A 19,598-nucleotide genomic window follows, 5' to 3' on the forward strand; every position below is an offset into this window, starting at 1 on the left:
TTCCTTGCTGGTCGGGCCTTGTTGGTCGGTAGGACCGCGCACAAAAAAGACCTTCAGCTGTGAATGCTCGCCAAAGGTCCCCAATGTCACTACGGGCGGTTCAGTCACCATACGGCAGGACACTGCCGGAAAAGGAAGGACTTGAGACATCGATCACAGGGATAAGTGGAACCGTGGCCGAATATTCTAAGGCGAATACAAGGATCACACCCCACAGGCACAGGTTCGGACCAGATTCTTCACCGTGGTGAATCCGACTTGCCCAAAGGTAAGAATCACTCGTGGCGATCACACCTCGACCGCTGTCCGAGGCGGACTACCATCACCTCATGACCCGTGTACTGCTCGCCGAGGACGACGCGTCCATCTCGGAGCCGCTGGCCCGCGCTTTGCGACGGGAAGGTTACGAGGTCGAGGTGCGCGAGGACGGACCCACAGCCCTCGATGCCGGCATCCAGGGCGGCATCGACCTGTGTGTCCTGGACCTGGGCCTGCCCGGCATGGACGGCCTGGAAGTGGCCCGCCGACTGCGCGCCGAGGGACACACCGTCCCCATCCTCATCCTGACCGCGCGCGCCGACGAGGTGGACACCGTCGTCGGCCTCGACGCGGGCGCCGACGACTACGTCACCAAACCCTTCCGGCTCGCCGAACTGCTCGCCCGTGTCCGGGCCCTGCTCCGGCGCGGTGCGGCCGAGCCCGCGCAGCCGCCCGCCACGCACGGCGTCCGTATCGACGTCGAGTCCCACCGTGCGTGGATGGGGGACGAGGAACTCCAGCTCACCGCCAAGGAGTTCGACCTGCTGCGTGTTCTCGTACGGGACGCGGGGCGGGTTGTCACCCGGGACCAGTTGATGCGCGAGGTCTGGGACACGACGTGGTGGTCGTCGACCAAGACGCTCGACATGCACATCTCCTGGCTGCGGAAGAAGCTCGGTGACGACGCGGCCAACCCTCGGTACATCGCCACGGTGCGGGGTGTCGGGTTCCGGTTCGAGAAGAGCTAGGTCGGCTACGCGCGTTGCGTCGTGGGTGGCTGGTGTGATGTGTGCGACCGGCCGCCGGTGGGGGCTGGTCGCGCCCACGCGGCGGAGCCGCAAATCGACACAGCCCCGTGCCCCTTCAGGGCGCTGGAAGTCGCCGTTTCTCGGAGAGTGCCGTGCGTCGTCGTCTTATTCAGTCCACCCTCGCCGTGGTGCTCGTGGTCATCGCTGTGTTCGGGGTGTCCCTGGTCATCGTGGAGACGCGGACCATCAGCAACAGTGCCCAGGAGCGGGTGGACTCCGAGGCGCTCCGGCTGGCCAGCATCGTGGACAGTCGGATTCTCGGGGCGGAGATCGTCGACTCCGAGGTGCTGCGTACGCAGGTCACGGAGGACCGGTACGCCGTGATCCGGATCCCGGGCGACCCGGTGATCGAGGTCGGCACCAAGCCGGCGGGTGACGTCATCCGCTCCACCGCCAAGGGCGAGGAGGGCGAGACGGTCACCGTGATGGAGCCGCGCTCGACCGTGACCCGTGAGGTCGGGCGGACGCTGCTCATCATCGGGGCCGTGGCGCTGCTCGCCGTGGTCGCCGCCGTGCTGCTCGCCGTACGGCAGGCCAACCGGCTCGCCTCGCCGCTCACCGACCTCGCGGAGACCGCCGAGCGGCTCGGTTCCGGTGACCCGCGCCCCCGCCACAAGCGGTACAGCGTCCCGGAGCTGGACCGGGTCGCCGATGTCCTCGACTCCTCCGCCGAGCGCATCGCCCGCATGCTCACCGCCGAGCGCAGACTCGCCGCGGACGCCTCGCACCAGTTGCGGACGCCGCTGACCGCGCTGTCCATGCGGTTGGAGGAGATCACCCTCACCGACGACCCGGACACGGTGAAGGAGGAGGCGACGATCGCGCTGACACAGGTCGAGCGGCTCACGGACGTCGTGGAGCGGCTGCTGACGAACGCGCGTGACCCCCGTACCGGCTCCGCCGTCTCCTTCGACCTCGACGAGGTCATCCAGCAGCAGCTCGCCGAGTGGCGCCCCGCCTACCGCAGCTCGGGCCGCGCGATCGTCAGCTCGGGCAAGCGGCATCTCCAGGCCGTCGGCACGCCGGGGGCGGTGGCGCAGGTGCTGGCCGCGCTGATCGAGAACTCGCTCATGCACGGCGGCGGCACGGTCGCCCTGCGCACCCGTGTCACCGGCAACCAGGCCGTCGTGGAAGTCACCGACGAAGGGCCGGGGGTTCCGACCGACCTCGGCGCCCGGATCTTCGAGCGCACGATCAGCGGCCGCAACTCCACCGGGATCGGTCTGGCCGTGGCCCGTGACCTCGCGGAGGCGGACGGTGGCCGGCTGGAGATGCTCCAGTTGCAGCCGCCGGTGTTCGGGCTGTTCCTGTCGCGGACGCCGCCGGCGAAGCGGACGCTGGTGGACGACGAGGAGCCGACGGTCCGCTGAGCCCTGCGGGCGAGCCCCGAAGGTGAGTTCCGGCAGGCTTCGGGCGAATTCAGCTCACGTGCTGCTTGGGGCGGGGCTGCGGTTCAGGCGCGGGCTCCGGGAAGGGGCCCGCGGCCGGGGCCCCGGCTTCCGGGAGTTCCCCGTCCTCGACCGGCAGCGCCTTGAAGACCCAGCTGCGGTACGACCAGAAGCGGAACAGCGTCGCGATGCCGATGCCGAGCACCTTGAAGACGTTGCGCTGCAGCGAGCTGTCCCAGCCGAAGCCGTAGATCGCGGCGAACAGGACGCCGTTCTCGATCACCAGGCCGACCAGGCTGAACGCCAGGAACAGGCTGAGTTCCTTGGTGCGGGCGCTCTTGTCGCGGTCACGGTAGGTGAAGTAGCGGAAGCCGACGTAGTTGCACCCGATGGCGACGATCGTCGCGATCACGTTGGCGCGCACGGCCTGCAGGCTGGTCAGATGCCACAGCAGGTTGGAGACCGCGAAGTTCACCACGGTGCCCACGATGCCCACCGCGCCGAACTTGGCGACCTCACGCGCGAGCCGTTTGAAAGGCCCTTCGGAACCACGTTCCATGGGTGTGCAGGCCCCTGTCATCTCGGGTGTCATCTCGGATTCGTCGACCCAGCCATGCTAACCACCGCTTTCCCCCGCTGCCCATGAAGCTGCTCACAGGTCGGGAAGAGACCCGGAAAAGAACGGTAAGAGGTGCGGAAATCGGGCCCGGGCGGCGTGACCGATACCCTGGGGGAGTGACGTTCCCGGTAGTCGGCATGGTCGGCGGGGGGCAGCTCGCTCGTATGACACACGAGGCGGGCATCCCGCTCGGCATCAAATTCAAGCTTCTGAGTGACACCCCGCAGGAATCCGCGGCGCAGGTCGTCGGCGATGTCGTCATCGGCGACTACCGCGACCTCGACACGCTGCGTGACTTCGCGCGGGGCTGCGATGTGATCACCTTCGATCACGAACACGTACCCACCGAGCATCTGCGTGCCCTGGAGGCGGACGGCATCCCCGTACGCCCCGGCCCGGACGCGCTCGTGCACGCCCAGGACAAGGGCGTGATGCGCGCGAAGCTCATGGAGATCGGAGTGCCGTGCCCGCGGCACCGGATCGTCGCCGATCCGGCGGACGTGGTCGCCTTCGCGGGGGAGGGGGACGGCTTTCCGGTCGTTCTCAAGACCGTCCGCGGCGGTTACGACGGCAAGGGCGTGTGGGTCGTCGACTCCGTGGAGGAGGCCGCCGAGCCCTTCCGTGCCGGTGTGCCGGTCCTCGCCGAGGAGAAGGTCGACTTCGTGCGGGAGCTGGCGGCGAACGTCGTACGTTCCCCGCACGGCCAGGCCGTCGCCTATCCGGTCGTCGAGTCCCAGCAGGTGGGCGGTGTCTGCGACACGGTCATCGCGCCCGCGCCCGGCCTGGACGAGTCCCTCGCCCTGCGCGCCGAGGAGATGGCGCTGCGCATCGCCAAGGAACTCGGGGTCGTCGGCCATCTCGCCGTCGAGCTGTTCCAGACCGTCGACGGCCGCCTCCTGGTCAACGAACTCGCCATGCGCCCGCACAACTCCGGTCACTGGACCCAGGACGGCGCGATCACCAGCCAGTTCGCCAACCACCTGCGCGCGGTCCTCGACCTCCCGCTCGGCGATCCGCGCGCCCGCGCGCCCTGGACGGTCATGTGTAACGTGCTGGGCGGCGACTACCCGGACATGTACTCCGCGTACCTGCACTGCATGGCCCGGGACCCGCGGTTGAAGATCCACATGTACGGCAAGGACGTGAAGCCCGGCCGCAAGGTCGGCCACGTCAACACCTACGGCGACGACCTGGACGACGTCCTGGACCGCGCCCGTCACGCAGCCGGCTATCTGAGAGGCACGATCACCGAATGAGCCCCGTCGCAGGACCCGTCGTAGGAATCGTCATGGGGTCGGACTCCGACTGGCCCGTCATGGAGGCCGCCGCGAAGGCCCTCGACGAGTTCGAGATCGGGTACGAGGTCGATGTCCTCTCCGCGCACCGGATGCCGCGCGAGATGATCACCTACGGCGAGCAGGCCGACGGCCGCGGCCTCAAGGTGATCATCGCGGGTGCGGGCGGTGCCGCCCACCTTCCCGGGATGCTCGCCTCGGTGACCCCGCTGCCGGTGATCGGCGTTCCCGTACCGCTGAAGTACCTGGACGGCATGGACTCGTTGCTCTCCATCGTGCAGATGCCGGCCGGTGTCCCCGTCGCCACCGTCTCGGTCGCCGGCGCGCGCAACGCGGGACTGCTCGCCGCCCGCATCCTGGCCACCCACGACGAGGAACTCCTCGTCCGTATGCGGGAGTTCCAGCAGGAGCTGAACGACCAGGCCACCGAGAAGGGCAAGCGGCTGCGCGCCAAGGTCGAGAGCGGGAGCGGCGCCAGCGGCTTCGGTTTCGGGAAGTGACCGGGGTGACAGGGGTGACGAGGGCGACAGGGCCGACGGGGACGACAGGGCCGACGGGGGCGACCTCGCTCGATCAAGCCCGGGAACTGCTCCGCGAGTTCCCGGTCGTCGACGGGCACAACGACCTGCCCTGGGCGCTGCGCAAGCAGGTCGGCTACGACCTCGACGCCCGCGACATCGCCGTGGCGCAGAACGCCCATCTGCACACCGACATCCCGCGCTTGCGTGAGGGCGGCGTCGGTGCGCAGTACTGGTCGGTGTACGTCCGCTCGGACCTGCCCGACCCGGTGCCGATGACGCTCGAACAGATCGACTGCGTACGGCAGTTGCTCGCCCGCTACCCGGCCGACCTGGCGCCCGCGCTGACCGCCGCGGACATGGAGTCGGCGCGCGCGGAAGGCCGTATCGCCTCGTTGATGGGGGCGGAGGGCGGGCACTCGATCGCCAACTCCCTCGGCACGCTACGGGGGTTGTACGCCCTCGGCGTCCGCTACATGACGCTCACCCACAACGACAACGTGGCGTGGGCGGACTCGGCGACGGACGAACCGGGGGTCGGCGGGCTGTCGGCGTTCGGCCGTGAGGTCGTGCGGGAGATGAACCGCGAGGGCATGCTCGTCGACCTCTCGCACGTGGCGGCGACGACCATGCGCGCCGCGCTGGACACGTCGACGGCCCCGGTGATCTTCTCGCACTCCTCCTCCCGGGCCGTCTGTGACCACCCGCGCAACATCCCCGACGACGTGCTGGAGCGGCTGCCCGCCAACGGCGGCATGGCGATGGTGACGTTCGTACCGAAGTTCGTGCTCCAGGCCGCCGTGGACTGGACGGCCGCGGCCGACGACAACATGCGCGCGCACGGGCTGCACCACCTGGAGACCACCGAAGAGGCGATGAAGGTGCACCGCGCCTTCGAGGAGCTCCACCCGCGCCCGATCGCCACCGTCGCCACGGTCGCCGACCACCTCGACCACATGCGCGAGGTCGCCGGCGTCGACCACCTCGGCATCGGCGGCGACTACGACGGCACGGCCTTCACCCCCGACGGCCTGAACGACGTCTCCGGCTACCCCAACCTCATCGCGGAACTGCTCGACCGCGGCTGGTCCAGGACCGACCTGGCCAAGGTGACCTGGCAGAACGCGGTACGGGTGCTGGGTGGGGCGGAGGACGTGGCGCGGGGGCTGCGGGCCACTCGGGGGGCGTCGAACGCGACGATCGAGTCGTTGGACGGCTGACCGACGGGTGGCCGATGGGAACTGGCTACGGCGCGGGAACACCGACTTCTCGCGCCGTACCCCGAACGCCCCGCCCACCAGGTAGCCCCCCTGCGGGCGTGCGACGGTGACCGTACTGCCGTAACGACGTACGGAGCCCGCCATGGCCGACCTCCAGGACCAACTGCACGCGACGACCGAGGTCGGCGAGCTCGACGACTTGGTCCATGAGCCCTTTCCCGGTGGGCCCTTTCCGCCGGACACCGCGGAACCGTACGACCCCGTCTCCGATCCGGCCGCCGCCCCGCTGGAGCGCGCGCACGCGATTCTCGCCGCGCATCCGGTCGCGGACGGCTACAGCGGGCTGCCGTGGGCGCTGCGGCATCTGCCGTGGTTCGACCTGGAGCTGGGGGAGAGTTCCGTGGACACCGATGTGCCGCGGCTGCGCGAGGGGCACGTCGGCGCGTTGTTCTGGTCGCTGCACCTGCCGGAGGGGCTGGCCGGGGACCGGGCGGTGGGCGCCACCCTGGAGCAGCTCGACCTCGTGAACACCGTGGTCCGCGCCCACCCGGAAGGGCTGCGGCTCGCTTACACCGCCGGCGAGACCACCGACGTGCGGCACTGCGGCCGGATCGCCGTGCTGCTGGGCCCCGCCGGAGCCGCCGCGCTCGGCGACTCGCTGGGCATCCTGCGCTCGCTGCACGCGCTGGGGCTGCGGGTCCTCACGCTGTCCGGGGTGTCCTGGGCGAGCGAGGCGGGGCTGACCCGGTTCGGGGAGGAGGTCGTGCGTGAGATGAACCGCCTCGGCGTGCTCGCCGACCTCTCCGGCGCCTCCGACGGCACGGTCCGGCGCGCGCTGGCGGTCTCCAAGGCACCGGTGGTGTTCACCCGCTCCGCCGCCCGCACCCTGCGCCCGCACCCGGCCAACCTCTCCGACGAACTCCTCGCCGCGGTCGGCGCCGCCAAGGGCCTGTGCATGGTGCCGCTCACCGCCGAGCAGACCGGCCCCTCCGTCCGGGACGTCGCCGACCACCTCGACCATGTGCACGAGGTCGCGGGCCGCGAGTGCGTCGCCCTGTCCGGGACCTACGACGCCGGCACCGCCCACCCGCAGGACCTCGCCGACGCCTCCTGCTACCCGAACCTCGTCGCCGAGCTCCTGCACCGCGGCTGGTCCGAGCCCGACCTCGCCCTGCTCAGCTGGGGCAACGTCCAACGCGCCCTGCGCAGCGCCGACTTCACGGCCCGCGCCGCGCAGCAGCGCCGCGAGCCGTCGACGGCGAAGATCGCCGAGCTGGACGGGTAGGCACGCGGTTCTACGGGTGGTCGATCCGGCAGAGGCAGAAGGGGTGCCCTGCCGGATCGGCGTACACCCGGAAGTCCTCCTTGTCCTGCCGCGCCAACTCCCGCGCGCCGAGCGCCAGTACGGCCTTCTCCGCCGCCTCGATCTCCGCCCAGGTCGACCCGGCGTCGAAGTCGAGGTGGAACTGCTGCGGCCGGTCCGCGCGCGGCCACTCGGGTGCGACGTACTCCGTCACCCGCTGGAAGGCGATCCGGGGGCCGTCCGGGATGTCGAGGACGACCCACTCGTCGTCGGCGGCGCGGGGCGTGCCGCCCAGGAACCCGGCGTAGAACGCGGCGAGCGCGAGCGGGTCGGGGCAGTCGATCACGGTGGAACGGAAGCGGACGGCAGTCACGACGACCTCCTGGGTCAGCAGGCGCAGAGGCAGAACGGGTGCCCCGCCGGGTCGGCGTACACGCGCCAGGCACGCGAGCGGTCCTCGGTGTCCAGCGCTGTCGCGCCCAGCGCCAGGACGCCCCGCTCGGCCGCGTCCAGGTCCGTGACGGTCAGGTCGAGATGGAACTGTTGGGAGTCGCCGGCCGCGGGCCACTTCGGCGGTACGTGCCCGGGAGCCTCCTGGAACGCCAGCGTCCGCCCGCCCGGCAGCTTCAGGTCCACCCAGTCGCCCCCGTCCTCGTCCTCGACGGTGCCGCCCAGGACCCCGGCGTAGAAGCGGGCGAGTGCGCGGGGGTCGGGACAGTCCAGGACTACGGCACCCAGCGTGGCGATGGTCATGACGGACTCCTTCGGGTTACCCATATGTGGCGTCAGCCAGTAACGGTTACCTCATGCTCCCGCATTGGAGGTAACGTCGCAAGCATGAGTGAGAGAGTCCCCGCGCCGGGCGACCTGGCCCTGATCCAGGCGCTGGTCAACACGCTGGACATCGAGGCGGGCGTCGACGCACTCGACACGGAGGACGGCCGGGCGTCCTTCGGACTCACGGCACACCAGGTCCCGCACGCCCGCGAACTCCGCGAGTCCCTGCGTGCCACCCTGCTCGCCCACGCGGGCCACCCCGCGCACCAGGACGTGACGCCGCTCGGCCAACTCCTCGCGCGGGCGCCGCTGTTGATCACGCTCGACGCGCACGACGGCACCGCCCGCCTGACCCCCGCCGACCCGGAACCCCTGCTCTCCCGCGTGGCTGCGGCGATCGCCGAGGGCCTCGTCGCGGGCACCTGGCCCCGCCTGAAAGCCTGCGAGGCGTCGACCTGCCACTGGGCGTACTACGACCGCAGCCCGGCGGGCCGGGGCCGCTGGTGCTCGATGGCGGTGTGCGGGGCGCGCGCCAAGATGCGGCGCTACCGGGCCAAGTAGCCCTCACCGGGGGTGACTTGAGCGGTCCGGGCGCCGAGTACAGCCCAGTGGTGCAGAATGCAGCCAGACACCGGTCCGGCCGACTGAGCCTCGGCCGGACCGGTGTCGCCTGCGTGTGTGCGTGGTGTGCGGTGGGACGGGTGAGCCGTGCGCTGATCCGCGCGAGTGGTGTACCGGTACGCGTGAGCCGTGCGGTGGGACGCGTGTGCCAGCCGGCGGGGCGGCCCGTCGACCGAGCCTCGGCCGGATCTGCGTCGCCCTGCCCGGCTCCGTGCCCTGCGTCGCGGTCGGGTGCCGTGGCCCGGTGTCGTAGTCCCGCGTCGTCCGCCCGGTCACGTGCTGCGCGGTGGGGCGTCTCATCGCGCGGAATGTGCAGCCGGCCTTCCGCTACAGCGGCGGGGTCGAGCGTGTTCCGTCCGGCCCCGTGCCCCGCGTCGCGGTCGGGTGCCGAGGCCGGGCGTCGTGGCCCCGCGTCGTCCGCCCGGTCGTGTGCTGCGCGGTGGGGCGTCCCATCGCGCGGAATGTGCAGCCGGCCTTCCGCTACAGCGCCGGGGTCGAGCGTGTTCCGTCCGGCCCCGTGCCCTGCGTCGCGGTCGGGTGCCGAGGCCGGGCGTCGTGGCCCCGCGTCGTCCGCCCGGTCGTGTGCTGCGCGGCGGGGCGTCCCATCGCGCGGATTGTCCAGCCGGCCCTCCGCCACAGCGCGGGGTCGAGCGCGCCCAGCCCGGCTTCGTGGCCCGCGTCGCGGCCCGGTGTCGTAGCCCCGCCTCGCGGCCCGCTGTGTAGCCCCGCTCCGCCCCACCTCGTCCGCCCGCCCACCCGCTACGCCGTGGGTCGCCCCATCGCCCGGAACGTCCAGCCCGCCTTGCGCCACAGTGCGGGGTCGAGGGCGTTGCGTCCGTCCAGGACGAGTCGGGCGCGTACGGCCTCGCCGAGTGCCGCCGGGTCCAGTTCGCGGAACTCTCGCCACTCCGTCAGGTGCAGGACGACGTCGGCGCCGCGCACGGCTTCCACGGCGGTGTCGGCGTAGCCGAGTGTCGGGAACAGCCGGCGGGCGTTGTCCATGCCCTTCGGGTCGTAGACGGTGACCTGGCCGCCCTGGAGGTGGATCTGGCCGGCGACGTTCAGGGCGGGGGAGTCGCGTACGTCGTCCGAGTCGGGCTTGAAGGCCGCGCCGAGGACGGCGACCCGCTTGCCCAGGAAGGAGCCGCCGCCGAGCGCCTCGCGGGTCATCTCGACCATCTGGCCGCGGCGGCGCATGTTGATGGAGTCGATCTCGCGGAGGAAGGTCAGCGCCTGGTCGGCGCCCAGTTCGCCGGCGCGGGCCATGAACGCCCGGATGTCCTTCGGGAGGCAGCCGCCGCCGAAGCCGATCCCGGCCCGCAGGAACTTGTTGCCGATCCGCTCGTCGTGCCCGATCGCCTCGGCCAGCTTCACGACATCGCCGTCCGCGGCCTCGCACACCTCGGCCATCGCGTTGATGAAGGAGATCTTCGTGGCGAGGAAGGAGTTCGCGGCCGTCTTCACCAGCTCGGCGGTCGGGAAGTCCGTCACGACGAACGGCGCCCCGGCCTCGACCGGCACGGCGTACACCTCGCGCAGCAGCTTCTCGGACCGCTCGCTCCGGACGCCGACCACGATCCGGTCCGGACGCAGCGTGTCCTGGACGGCGAAGCCCTCCCGCAGGAACTCCGGGTTCCAGGCCAGCTCGGCCTCCGCGCCGACGGGCGCGTGCGCGGCGAGATACGCGGCCAGCCGGTCCGCCGAACCGACCGGCACCGTGGACTTGCCGACGACGAGCGCGGGACGGGTGAGGTGCGGGGCGAGCAACTCGAAGGCCCGGTCGACGTACGACATGTCGCAGGCGTACTCGCCGTGCTTCTGCGGGGTGTTCGTGCACATGAAGTGGACGTCGCCGAACTCCGCGACCTCCGCCCAGTCCATGGTGAAGCGCAGCCGCCCGGTGGAGCCCTCGATCCCGGCGACATGCTTGCGCAGCAGCTCTTCGAGTCCCGGTTCGTACATCGGGACCTCACCCCGCTGGAGCATCGCGATCTTCTCGGGAACGACGTCCAGACCCAGTACCTCGTAGCCCAGTTCGGCCATGGCCGCGGCGTGTGTCGCGCCGAGATAGCCGGTGCCGATCACGGTGATCTTGAGGGCCATGAGTGCTCCAGAAGGGTTACGGGGCGATGCGCGCCCGAGCATAGTCGGACGTCACAGCGGGCAACTTTCCCCCTGTCGCCAAGCTCACGTATCCCTCCCGTGGGCGGGCCCCTAAAATTTGGGTTACTTAACGGTAATTAGCACTGTGATCACAGCGTCCTTGGAGCGTGAGAGACCTTGGCCGGATCGGCTGACTTCGACCTGTACCGCCCGTCAGAGGAGCACGACATGCTCCGCGACGCGATCCGCTCACTGGCCGAGGCGAAGATCGCGCCGTACGCCGCAGCGGTGGACGAGGAGTCCCGCTTCCCGCAGGAGGCGCTCGACGCCCTCGTCGCGAACGACCTGCACGCCGTCCACGTGCCCGAGGAGTACGGCGGCACCGGCGCGGACGCGCTGGCCACGGTGATCGTGATCGAGGAGGTGGCCCGCGTGTGTGCCAGTTCCTCCCTCATCCCGGCGGTGAACAAGCTGGGCTCGCTCCCGGTGATCCTCTCGGGTTCCGAGGACCTGAAGAAGCGGTACATGACCCCGCTCGCCAAGGGCGACGCGATGTTCTCGTACGCCCTCTCCGAGCCCGACGCGGGCTCGGACGCGGCCGGCATGAAGACGAAGGCGGTCCGCGACGGCGACCACTACGTCCTCAACGGCGTGAAGCGCTGGATCACCAACGCGGGCGTCTCCGAGTACTACACGGTGATGGCGGTGACCGACCCCGAGAAGCGCAGCAAGGGCATCTCGGCCTTCGTCGTCGAGAAGTCCGACGAGGGCGTCTCCTTCGGCGCCCCGGAGAAGAAGCTCGGCATCAAGGGCTCCCCGACCCGCGAGGTCTACCTCGACAACGTCCGCATCCCGGCCGACCGCCTGATCGGCCCCGAGGGCACCGGATTCGCCACGGCGATGAAGACCCTGGACCACACCCGCATCACCATCGCGGCCCAGGCCCTCGGCATCGCCCAGGGCGCCCTCGACTACGCCAAGGGCTACGTCAAGGAGCGCAAGCAGTTCGGCAAGCCGATCGCCGACTTCCAGGGCATCCAGTTCATGCTCGCCGACATGGCCATGAAGATCGAGGCGGCCCGCGCCCTCACGTACCAGGCAGCGGCGGCCTCGGAGCGCGGCGACAAGAACCTCACCTTCCAGGGCGCGGCGGCCAAGTGCTTCGCCTCGGACGTGGCGATGGAGGTCACCGTCGACGCGGTCCAACTCCTCGGTGGCTACGGCTACACCCGTGACTACCCGGTCGAGCGGATGATGCGCGACGCCAAGATCACCCAGATTTATGAGGGCACGAATCAGGTTCAGCGGATCGTGATGGCAAGGAACCTTCCTTAGGAGGGTTTTTGCAGGTCAGGCGCTGTTTTGAAGGTCCGGAGGGGCTCTCTCGGCTCTCTGCCCGTTGCGGCCCGATCAGGGCTGTTCCTGGGTGTCATGCTGGGGGAATCCTGGGCGGATGCTGGTTGGAAAACAGCCACTGACCTGCACAAACAACACAGCCCCCGGCGCGATGCCGGGGGCTGTTGTCGTACGCGTATCAGGCGACCTCTGACGCCTCCGTCGGGTCGTCGGCGCCGGGCGTCAACATCGTTGCGATGGCGGCTCGACCGCGCTGCTCGGCCCCTTCGAAGATGTAGTGGTAGTGCTCCCTCAGCACGTCTGTACTGCTGTGGCCCATCCAGTCGGCCACGTCGTTCTCAGGGACTCCGGCGTACAGCAGCCGCGATCCGTAGTAGTGCCGGAGAGAGTGAGCCTTGCAGTAGGCCACCTGTGCCTTGCTCAGAGCCTCCATCCAGATCTTCGGATAGAAGTACGACGCGTAGAGGTATCCGGTCCGCGTCACGTTGGGGAAGAGAAGCTGTTCCGGCCCCCAAACGCCGTGGCTCCTGATGTGCCGCCGCAGCTCGAATGCGACGTTCGGCGGGAGGGGAACGGTACGCCCTGGCTCACCTTCGTCACGAGCCTTGATATGCCGACGCTGGATCGCACTGTTCTTGCCCGACTCCGAGTCCCCGTCCTCCGCAATCTGAAAGTCGACCCGAAGCGTCTCGGCCTTGAAGTCGATCTGATCGCGGGATACCGCCATGGCCTCGCCCAGTCGCAGGCCGCACCCGGCCATGAGCCACAGCATCGCGCGGTATCGCGGAGGAGCGGCATCCAGCATCGCCAGAACTTCCCGCGTCGTGAGCCGCCTTGCGGTGCTCTTCTGTTCCCGGATCTCCTTGGCGCGGCTCCCTGCGCCCTTGACCCTCTTGCACGGGTTCCGGCCGATGATCTCGTTGGCGACGGCCCAGTCCATCATCCCGGAGAAGAACGAGAACCGCTGACGGCGTGTACGGGCGGACAGCTTCCGGTCCTGCTCCATCCACAAGAGCCACTGCTCAACATCTGCGACCTTCAGGGACACGATGGAACGGACTTTGAAGAATGGCTCAAGGGTCGTCTTCTGGATGGACCGGTACTGCTTCTTGGTGCTGTTCTCCAGCTTCCTTTGATTCGTCCACTGCTCCCACACGGCCGTCACAGGCTGCTTGCCCAACCGGTCGTCCAGGTAGGTCCCGGCGTCGAGTTCCTGTTCCTTGCGCTTGCGCTGGTCGTCAGCTCGCGTCTTGGTGCTGAAGGTCTTCTGACGCTGCTTGCCGTCAGGGTCGTACCAAAACGTCGTCCACTTCTTCGGGTCGTCCGTCGATCGTGCGACCCATGCCCTTGCCACTGAGGTGGCCCCCCTCTTGTGGTTGCCGACCTGCGGGAGGACCCCGCCGTCGCGCCGGTCAGTCACCGGCATCTCAAGTCTGCTCATGGTCCACCCTGGGTTGTCAACACGGGGTGGTTCACCCTGTGTGGTACCTTCGGAAGCATGGAAGCGGATGAGAGCGGGTTCGAGATCACCCAGAGGCAGGGGGCTTGGGTGATCCGCATGTGGTGGCCGACCGGACCGATCGCGGGAGGGCCGCAGCGGATCACTGTCGAGGCGTCAGAAGGCGCTGTCACCCGTGACGTGGCGCGCGGGATCTCCACGACCGTTCTGCGCAGGCTCGACCTGGCGGCGGCCATGAAGCTGGCTGAGCAGGCGCCCGAACTGCAACAGGGCATGGCGGAGGTGACGGCGAAGGTGGAGGAAGCCGGGTCGTCGGCGGGTCTGCTACTAGGCGACCAAGGTGTGTCAGAGACCTACTTGGCCATGCTGGCCGCGACTTACAAGACCATGGCTGACATGGGCGCTCCGGCGCCTGTTCCGTGGTTGGCGCGGCTCATCGGTCGCCGTCCCGAGACCGTGAAGGATCATCTCAAGCGGGCGCGAAGAGAGGGGTACCTGACCACCGTTGCGGGCAAGGCTGGCGGCGAACTGACTGAGAAAGCGACGGAGGCACTTGCAACCTTCGTTAAATCCAGTGACGAACAAGACTGACATTCGCTATTACTGAAGCAGCACACAATGAGCCCCCAGGGAACTGGGGGCCTTTATTTTTTAGCGAGGGACCTATGCATACGAAGTTGATGACGGTGGATGACGTGGCCGACTACCTGAACAAGCCCAGGTCGTGGGTCTACGGCAATTGGCAGCGGGAGAAGATTCCGTTTCGCAAGATTGGCCAGGCACTCAGATGTAGGCCGAATGACCTTGACAAGTGGCTGGATGGGCAGACAGCGGACTGAAGCCCAATCCATTTACATCACATCACCCTTCCATGAAGCCCCCGAGGTGAATCGGGGGCTTCTTAGTGCCAGTGGAATAGTTGGCGGCAATGGCTGTGAAGCTGATTGATTTGATTTGCGCGACGTGCCGTGAACCGTGGATCTATCATCGGCCACAAGGCAGAGCGGGCCGGAATCCTGCAACAAATCCCGATCACACCGAATGCGGGCAGAAACGGGACAACCAGAACCGGGCAATATCACGCGCCAGGAAACGGAGCGGGTTGGCTCCAAAGAAGCAGCCGAATAGGGCTGACGCCTTGGATATCGCCTGGAGGGCGGGGGCCTTGGTGGAAGAGGTGCAACAGTTTGCAGTGCCACCCGATCGGTACGACACCCGGCAGGAACGAGAGAGGACGGTTCACCCGGACATCGCCTATTCGACAGCAGAGGACCGCCGCACGGTGATGCTGTGGTTCTCCGACACGCGGGAGCCGAAGACTGGGCCAGAAACGGGAAGGACTTCCCCCATGCTGCGGGTGATCGGATCGGCTCGTCCCTGGTGGCGCTCCGAACCGATGTGTACGCGGAGCCACGTGAAGCCCCTGGAGCAGTTCACCATGGGCATCTGACACGGCAGGCATGTCCTGTGTCCTGGGTGCGTCCGTTTTTTCTTATAGGTGAGGGGAGTTTTCCCCTTGGAGTCATGCTCACTGGGCGGTGAGCCTCTGACGCGGACGAGAGTCCGGGCCTGTCCGAAGTCCTGAGCATGTTGTGAAGATGCTCGAATGCGGCTCTGCGGATACCTGCCTGTGAGACAAAGCAGAACAACCGGGGAGTGGTCCTTTACCCCATGAAGTTGATTGTTTGGGGGTAGGGGACCTGTCTTCTCTTACGTTGTCCTGTTGTGAGTACCTGTTAGTAACTGTCTATGTAGCCGCCTTTGAGGGCGGCTACATGTGACTACAGATTTCTAACTCCTCTGAGGATTCCCTCGTTCATCGTCACCTCGGTATGGGGTAACGCGCGCCTGCCAGAATTACCAATTGATCAAGGAGTAGCAGTATGTATGACACGTATAACATGCATAATCCTTTCGATAAGAACTTCACATCGGAACCTCCGGCTGATCTCCCTCTGAGCCATAAGGTAAAGGGCCTCAGGGAGGCGTATCAGGACGCCGAGGCGGCCTGTGAGAAGTGCACCCGGGAGAATTCTCGATACCACACCAGGGATGTACGGACGATAGGGGAAACGGAGCCCCGGTATAGCTCTACTGCCCTGGAAGAGGCTACGAGTGAACTCAGGGAACTTGAGATTGTCGCGGTAGAGGCTGGTAAGCCTCTACCCGACAAGGAAAAGCACCTTGACCCGATCAAAGCCAAGATGGATGAGTACAAGCGAACGGTGCAGGCCCTGAAGGCTCTAGCCCAGAAGGCTAAGCAGGAGTATTCCGAGGCCCTGTTTGGTGACCTCAAGGCTATGGGTCTCAAGGAGGCGGAGAAGGCAGCCAAGGCTCACGCTGAATACAAGAAGGCATATGAGGATGCGATTAACGCCAGGGCCACTCTGAAGCTACATGCAGACCTCTTTGCCTGGTGCGTCTCCAGTGGCCTTTCTGATAGCACGCCACTGAGCGGTGAAAGCCGTGGCGACAATATCGAAGCCTGGGCGTTGACGGATGATGGCCGACTTTCCTTTGAGGCATCCCAGGAACTTGGGTATTACGGCAAGCTCGTGGTTGTCCCAGGGATCATCGAAGAGGACCCAAATCCGCCGGAGCCTGTGGCAATAGACCTCAAGTACACGATGCCTAGTCACTACTACAGTAGGCCTTAAATACGGCCATGCGCATTGAGCATGCTTACGTGGAGCTGCTCTATTGATGACCTTGGGGGCCTCTGTCGAACTGGCGGGGGCCCCGTTTTTAGTTTGTAAGGCCTGCCTCGGCGACACATCGTGTGACTCAGCGTCTACCAGAGGGCCGCAGCCGGCCTAGGTGGACAGAAACGGACTGTAATAGAGAGGCGCATGGGGCCAGTTCCCCTAATTGACCCTCTCGTGAGACCCTTACGTGTCCTATCAACGAGAACGGGACAAGGGCGTCTGAAACTGTGACTGAGGTCCCCAAAATACCCCCTGGCGGCACGTTCATACACTTCAGAGGGCCATCAGAGCACCACCAAGAACCCTCACTGCCATTTTCGTTACGATTATTGCTTGGATTTCTGAAATAGCGAAACCCGTACACGACAGAAGGAACGCGCCCCAGCGGTCCTCAATTACTTTTTAATTCCACATTACCCCCACTCCCGGGTAATTGTAGTTATGGTTTAGAAATCTCATATTTACCGTTTCGTTATTGGGTGATGGTGGGATAGGTGGAGTTTCAAGAACCTGCCACTGAGGCGGGGCGGGAAGCCGCAGAGAACGAATCTCCGGCGGACCGAGACTCACTCACCTAATCAACCCAGGGGGAACCCGTGCGCACGACGGTTCAGGTCGTCAGCTACGTCGAGAAGGTCGTGTGTGATGGGTGCCTGTCGAAGGACGGCACGCAGACTGAGGCGACCGAGACCCTGAGTCTGGGTGACCGTTCCTGGGACTTGTGTGCGACCCATCACGACCGTTTCGGCCGTTACCTGGCAGACGCGTTGGGTTCCGGTCTGCCGGATGAGCAGACCGACGCTGAGCCGGTTGTATCCGTACCGGAGTCGGGCCCTGTGGAGACCGAGACGAATGACGTCCAGGCGGACGCTCCGACTGTTACGGAGACCGAAGAACCCACTCCTGACGCTGACTTGGTCGACTACGTCTCACGGATCATGGACAGCCGTAAGGCCCGTAAGGGCAAGCCGTTGGACCCCAACTCTCAGGCTGCACGCGCTCAGTGGTCCAAGCACCGTGAGCGTCTGGCCGTGCTCCCGGAGAAGGAGGGGGCTGACTACGCGAAGTGGTGTGCCACAGAGGGCAAGGATGCCCAACTGACTGCGTCGCACGTGGAGTTCAGGGGGTTCATGTGGTCTGAGTTCCCCCACATGGCACGGGCCTACGCGGACGCCATGCGCGGTGTGCCTCAGCAGGATCAGACCCCTGCTGAGTCGGTGACGCCGGAAGAGCGTCCTCTCAGTGACCGTGAGCGCAACAAGATCGTTCGCCAGTGGGCGCGAGAGAACGGATTCGACGTGCCAGCGCGGGGCCGCATCCCGATGGCCGTGTCCCACGCGTACCGGCTTGCCAATGAAGAGCGGGAGTCCGGTTCCAAGGAGTCCCACACAGCGGCGTAATCGCCGTGCCGACCGTTCTTCGGGGCGGTCGGCACCCCCGCCCCAAGGATCACAAGGTCTGGAAGCAGGCCAAGGGGTACGGGACCGAATCCCGCCCCTCTCGGGTGGACTACGCCCCTGGTTCCTGGGTCAGGTGGACGGACACCAGAGGCCGGACGCGTACCGGTGTGATCTCCCGTGACGTGTTCACTCTGGCCGCGATCCTGCGCACTGTGCCGACTGGCAGCAAGACGTGCCGCGCCTTGGTGGTGCCCGCTGATGGCGGGCAGGCTCTTCCGGTTTCACTCAGCACGTCCAACCGCCCGGACACCTTGGCCAAGGAAACGAACGGCCGTTGGTGCCGACTCATCCCATCCCACGCTCAACCGTCCCTGATGGAGGCTGACGCAGCATGACGACACCCGACATTCACACCCTGGCCACGGGTCGACTCAGGGCCGTTGTGGCCTCTCTGGCCCCTCATGTCGAGTGGTCCCCGGTCGGTCTGCTCGGCGGTCTGCTCTGTGCGTTCTCCGCGATGCTGCCGGACACCCGAGTGCAGCGCGGTTCCGGTTCCATGCCGCTCATGCTCCACGTGCTTCTCTGCGGCGGCACGGGTGAGGGCAAGGGCCAGTCATGGGGGATCGCCGAAGCAATTGCCAGGGACGCCAACCGCACCTTCATGACGGGCAACATCATTCACGGTGTGGTGGGCGGGGCCGGACTCATCCAGGCCGTAGCCGACTGCGGCGAACACGCCCTGATCGTCGATACCGAGTACGCCCGTGTCCTGCGGGCCGGGCGACGACAGGCCAACCTCTCTCAGACGCTCCGTGACCTCTGGGACGGTGCCCCGGTGGCCACGTCCCGAGCGAAGGACCCTGTTCTTGTCGACGCTCCCAGGGTCGCGATTATGGGTCACGTCACGCCGGAGGAGTTCTCAGCGAACTTCACTGGCGCCGACCGCGACGGCGGTTCGTACAACCGGCTGTTGACCCTGCCTGTGTCTCAAGTCCGGTGGCTCAGCGAGCGGGAACGAATGCCCGCGCACTTGATCCCGGAAGCGGGTGAACTCTTCGCGCGTGCCGTCCGGTTCGGGCAACGGGTCGGCACGGTCACCCTGACTGAGGACGCGTACGACGTAGCCGACACGATCCGCCACGACTTGTTGAGCAAGGCCCGAGAGTCCGAGGAACTCAAGCCGTTCGCCGCACGCTGCAATGAACAGGTCCGCCGCATCGCCGCTCTCTTCTCGCTCTTCGACCTTCGAGCTTCGATCACGTCCGAGGATCTGCACGCGGCGGCATCCCTGGTTGCTCACGCCATGGACACCGTGGAAGTCATCGCGACCGGAAGCGGGAGCAAGCCCGGCAAGCGTCAGCCGCTCAGTCTCACGGAGAAGGTTCGGGCCCGACTGGAACTGTTCGGCGGTTCCGCGCGCTCGTCACAGGTGCTGCCGTATGTCGGTGCGTCCGCTGCTGAGGTCAAGGCACTGCCCGGAATCGTCGTCACGGAGGAACGGCAAGCGGTCGGCCGTCCGGCTGTCGTCTTCTCACTCACGGACGACAGTGACCATGACGCTACGTATCTGGAACCGGAGGAGCCCGCAGCCGGCCAGCGGGCAGAACCGGACGCGAACGGGGCGAAGGTTGTTTCGATGGACGCCTACCGACCCACCAAGCCCGAAACCGTGAAGCCCGTACGGCCGTCGGTCCCCGTAGACGAGCAACCTGAACAGCTCGACGCCAACCCGTTCCGCGCGCTGCTCTGATACCTCGAACCAATCAA

General features: G+C 67.0%; 18 protein-coding genes. 13 read left to right on the forward strand and 5 right to left on the reverse strand.

The annotated features are described in order from the left end of the window. The first annotated feature begins 329 nt into the window (after positions 1-329). On the forward strand, positions 330-1,007 hold the full coding sequence (locus ACIRRY_RS34760) for a response regulator transcription factor (RefSeq protein WP_174447603.1): 678 nt from the start codon (positions 330-332) through the stop codon (positions 1,005-1,007). Positions 1,008-1,159: 152 nt separating this feature from the next. Then, positions 1,160-2,437 carry an ATP-binding protein gene (locus tag ACIRRY_RS34765; protein ID WP_403980771.1) on the forward strand — a complete coding sequence of 426 codons (1,278 nt, stop codon included), beginning with the start codon at positions 1,160-1,162 and terminating at the stop codon, positions 2,435-2,437. A 49-nt stretch (positions 2,438-2,486) separates the two neighbouring features. Here the strand turns inward: ACIRRY_RS34765 and ACIRRY_RS34770 are convergent, their stop codons facing one another. Next, positions 2,487-3,014: a GtrA family protein gene (locus ACIRRY_RS34770; protein ID WP_403980773.1), complete on the reverse strand. Its 528-nt coding sequence runs from the start codon at positions 3,012-3,014 to the stop codon at positions 2,487-2,489. A gap of 176 nt (positions 3,015-3,190) precedes the next feature. Between ACIRRY_RS34770 and ACIRRY_RS34775 the strand changes: the two genes are divergently transcribed. The 4 genes from ACIRRY_RS34775 to ACIRRY_RS34790 all read left to right on the forward strand — a co-directional run bounded on the left by ACIRRY_RS34775 (position 3,191) and on the right by ACIRRY_RS34790 (position 7,392). Beyond that, a complete protein-coding gene (locus tag ACIRRY_RS34775; protein WP_403980775.1) occupies positions 3,191-4,330 on the forward strand; it encodes a 5-(carboxyamino)imidazole ribonucleotide synthase in 1,140 nt (379 codons plus the stop codon). Beyond that, positions 4,327-4,869: a 5-(carboxyamino)imidazole ribonucleotide mutase gene (gene purE / locus ACIRRY_RS34780; protein ID WP_403980778.1), complete on the forward strand. Its 543-nt coding sequence runs from the start codon at positions 4,327-4,329 to the stop codon at positions 4,867-4,869. Before ACIRRY_RS34775 ends, purE begins: the two co-directional genes overlap by 4 nt. Before the next feature lie 14 nt (positions 4,870-4,883). Then, on the forward strand, positions 4,884-6,107 hold the full coding sequence (locus ACIRRY_RS34785; protein ID WP_403980780.1) for a dipeptidase: 1,224 nt from the start codon (positions 4,884-4,886) through the stop codon (positions 6,105-6,107). A 142-nt stretch (positions 6,108-6,249) separates the two neighbouring features. Next, positions 6,250-7,392: a dipeptidase gene (locus tag ACIRRY_RS34790; protein ID WP_403980783.1), complete on the forward strand. Its 1,143-nt coding sequence runs from the start codon at positions 6,250-6,252 to the stop codon at positions 7,390-7,392. Positions 7,393-7,402: 10 nt separating this feature from the next. On the opposite strand, the gene ACIRRY_RS34795 is transcribed toward ACIRRY_RS34790, so the two are convergent. Together ACIRRY_RS34795 and ACIRRY_RS34800 are read right to left on the reverse strand one after the other, a co-directional pair. Continuing rightward, on the reverse strand, positions 7,403-7,783 hold the full coding sequence (locus ACIRRY_RS34795; RefSeq protein ID WP_403980785.1) for a VOC family protein: 381 nt from the start codon (positions 7,781-7,783) through the stop codon (positions 7,403-7,405). Between the two features lie 14 nt (positions 7,784-7,797). Next, positions 7,798-8,163, reverse strand: coding sequence for a VOC family protein (locus ACIRRY_RS34800; protein ID WP_403980788.1), 366 nt, complete (start codon positions 8,161-8,163; stop codon positions 7,798-7,800). 84 nt (positions 8,164-8,247) lie between these two features. Between ACIRRY_RS34800 and ACIRRY_RS34805 the strand changes: the two genes are divergently transcribed. Continuing rightward, positions 8,248-8,748 carry a CGNR zinc finger domain-containing protein gene (locus ACIRRY_RS34805; RefSeq protein WP_403980790.1) on the forward strand — a complete coding sequence of 167 codons (501 nt, stop codon included), beginning with the start codon at positions 8,248-8,250 and terminating at the stop codon, positions 8,746-8,748. Positions 8,749-9,567: 819 nt separating this feature from the next. On the opposite strand, the gene ACIRRY_RS34810 is transcribed toward ACIRRY_RS34805, so the two are convergent. Next, complete coding sequence (locus tag ACIRRY_RS34810) at positions 9,568-10,911, reverse strand: UDP-glucose dehydrogenase family protein (RefSeq protein ID WP_403980792.1); 1,344 nt, start codon at positions 10,909-10,911, stop codon at positions 9,568-9,570. Between the two features lie 177 nt (positions 10,912-11,088). Here ACIRRY_RS34810 and ACIRRY_RS34815 point away from each other — a divergent pair, with 177 nt between their 5' ends. Then, entirely contained in the window at positions 11,089-12,246 is a 1,158-nt protein-coding gene (locus ACIRRY_RS34815) for an acyl-CoA dehydrogenase (protein ID WP_403980794.1), read from the forward strand. A gap of 199 nt (positions 12,247-12,445) precedes the next feature. Here ACIRRY_RS34815 and ACIRRY_RS34820 read toward each other — a convergent pair whose 3' ends face one another. Next, a complete protein-coding gene (locus ACIRRY_RS34820) occupies positions 12,446-13,708 on the reverse strand; it encodes a tyrosine-type recombinase/integrase (protein ID WP_403980795.1) in 1,263 nt (420 codons plus the stop codon). A 57-nt stretch (positions 13,709-13,765) separates the two neighbouring features. Between ACIRRY_RS34820 and ACIRRY_RS34825 the strand changes: the two genes are divergently transcribed. From ACIRRY_RS34825 to ACIRRY_RS34845, 5 genes are all read left to right on the forward strand, one after another. Next, positions 13,766-14,317 carry a hypothetical protein gene (locus ACIRRY_RS34825; RefSeq protein WP_403980797.1) on the forward strand — a complete coding sequence of 184 codons (552 nt, stop codon included), beginning with the start codon at positions 13,766-13,768 and terminating at the stop codon, positions 14,315-14,317. Positions 14,318-14,406: 89 nt separating this feature from the next. After that, complete coding sequence (locus ACIRRY_RS34830) at positions 14,407-14,565, forward strand: helix-turn-helix domain-containing protein (protein WP_403980886.1); 159 nt, start codon at positions 14,407-14,409, stop codon at positions 14,563-14,565. Positions 14,566-15,609: 1,044 nt separating this feature from the next. Further along, complete coding sequence (locus ACIRRY_RS34835) at positions 15,610-16,383, forward strand: hypothetical protein (protein ID WP_403980799.1); 774 nt, start codon at positions 15,610-15,612, stop codon at positions 16,381-16,383. A 644-nt stretch (positions 16,384-17,027) separates the two neighbouring features. Further along, positions 17,028-17,831 (forward strand): histone-like nucleoid-structuring protein Lsr2, encoded by an 804-nt coding sequence (locus ACIRRY_RS34840; protein ID WP_403980800.1) that lies wholly within the window; start codon positions 17,028-17,030, stop codon positions 17,829-17,831. A gap of 391 nt (positions 17,832-18,222) precedes the next feature. Next, entirely contained in the window at positions 18,223-19,581 is a 1,359-nt protein-coding gene (locus ACIRRY_RS34845; RefSeq protein ID WP_403980802.1) for a DUF3987 domain-containing protein, read from the forward strand. The last annotated feature ends 17 nt before the right edge of the window (positions 19,582-19,598 follow it).

This window comes from Streptomyces sp. NPDC101776 (assembly GCF_044766845.1).
Lineage (GTDB): Bacteria > Actinomycetota > Actinomycetes > Streptomycetales > Streptomycetaceae > Streptomyces.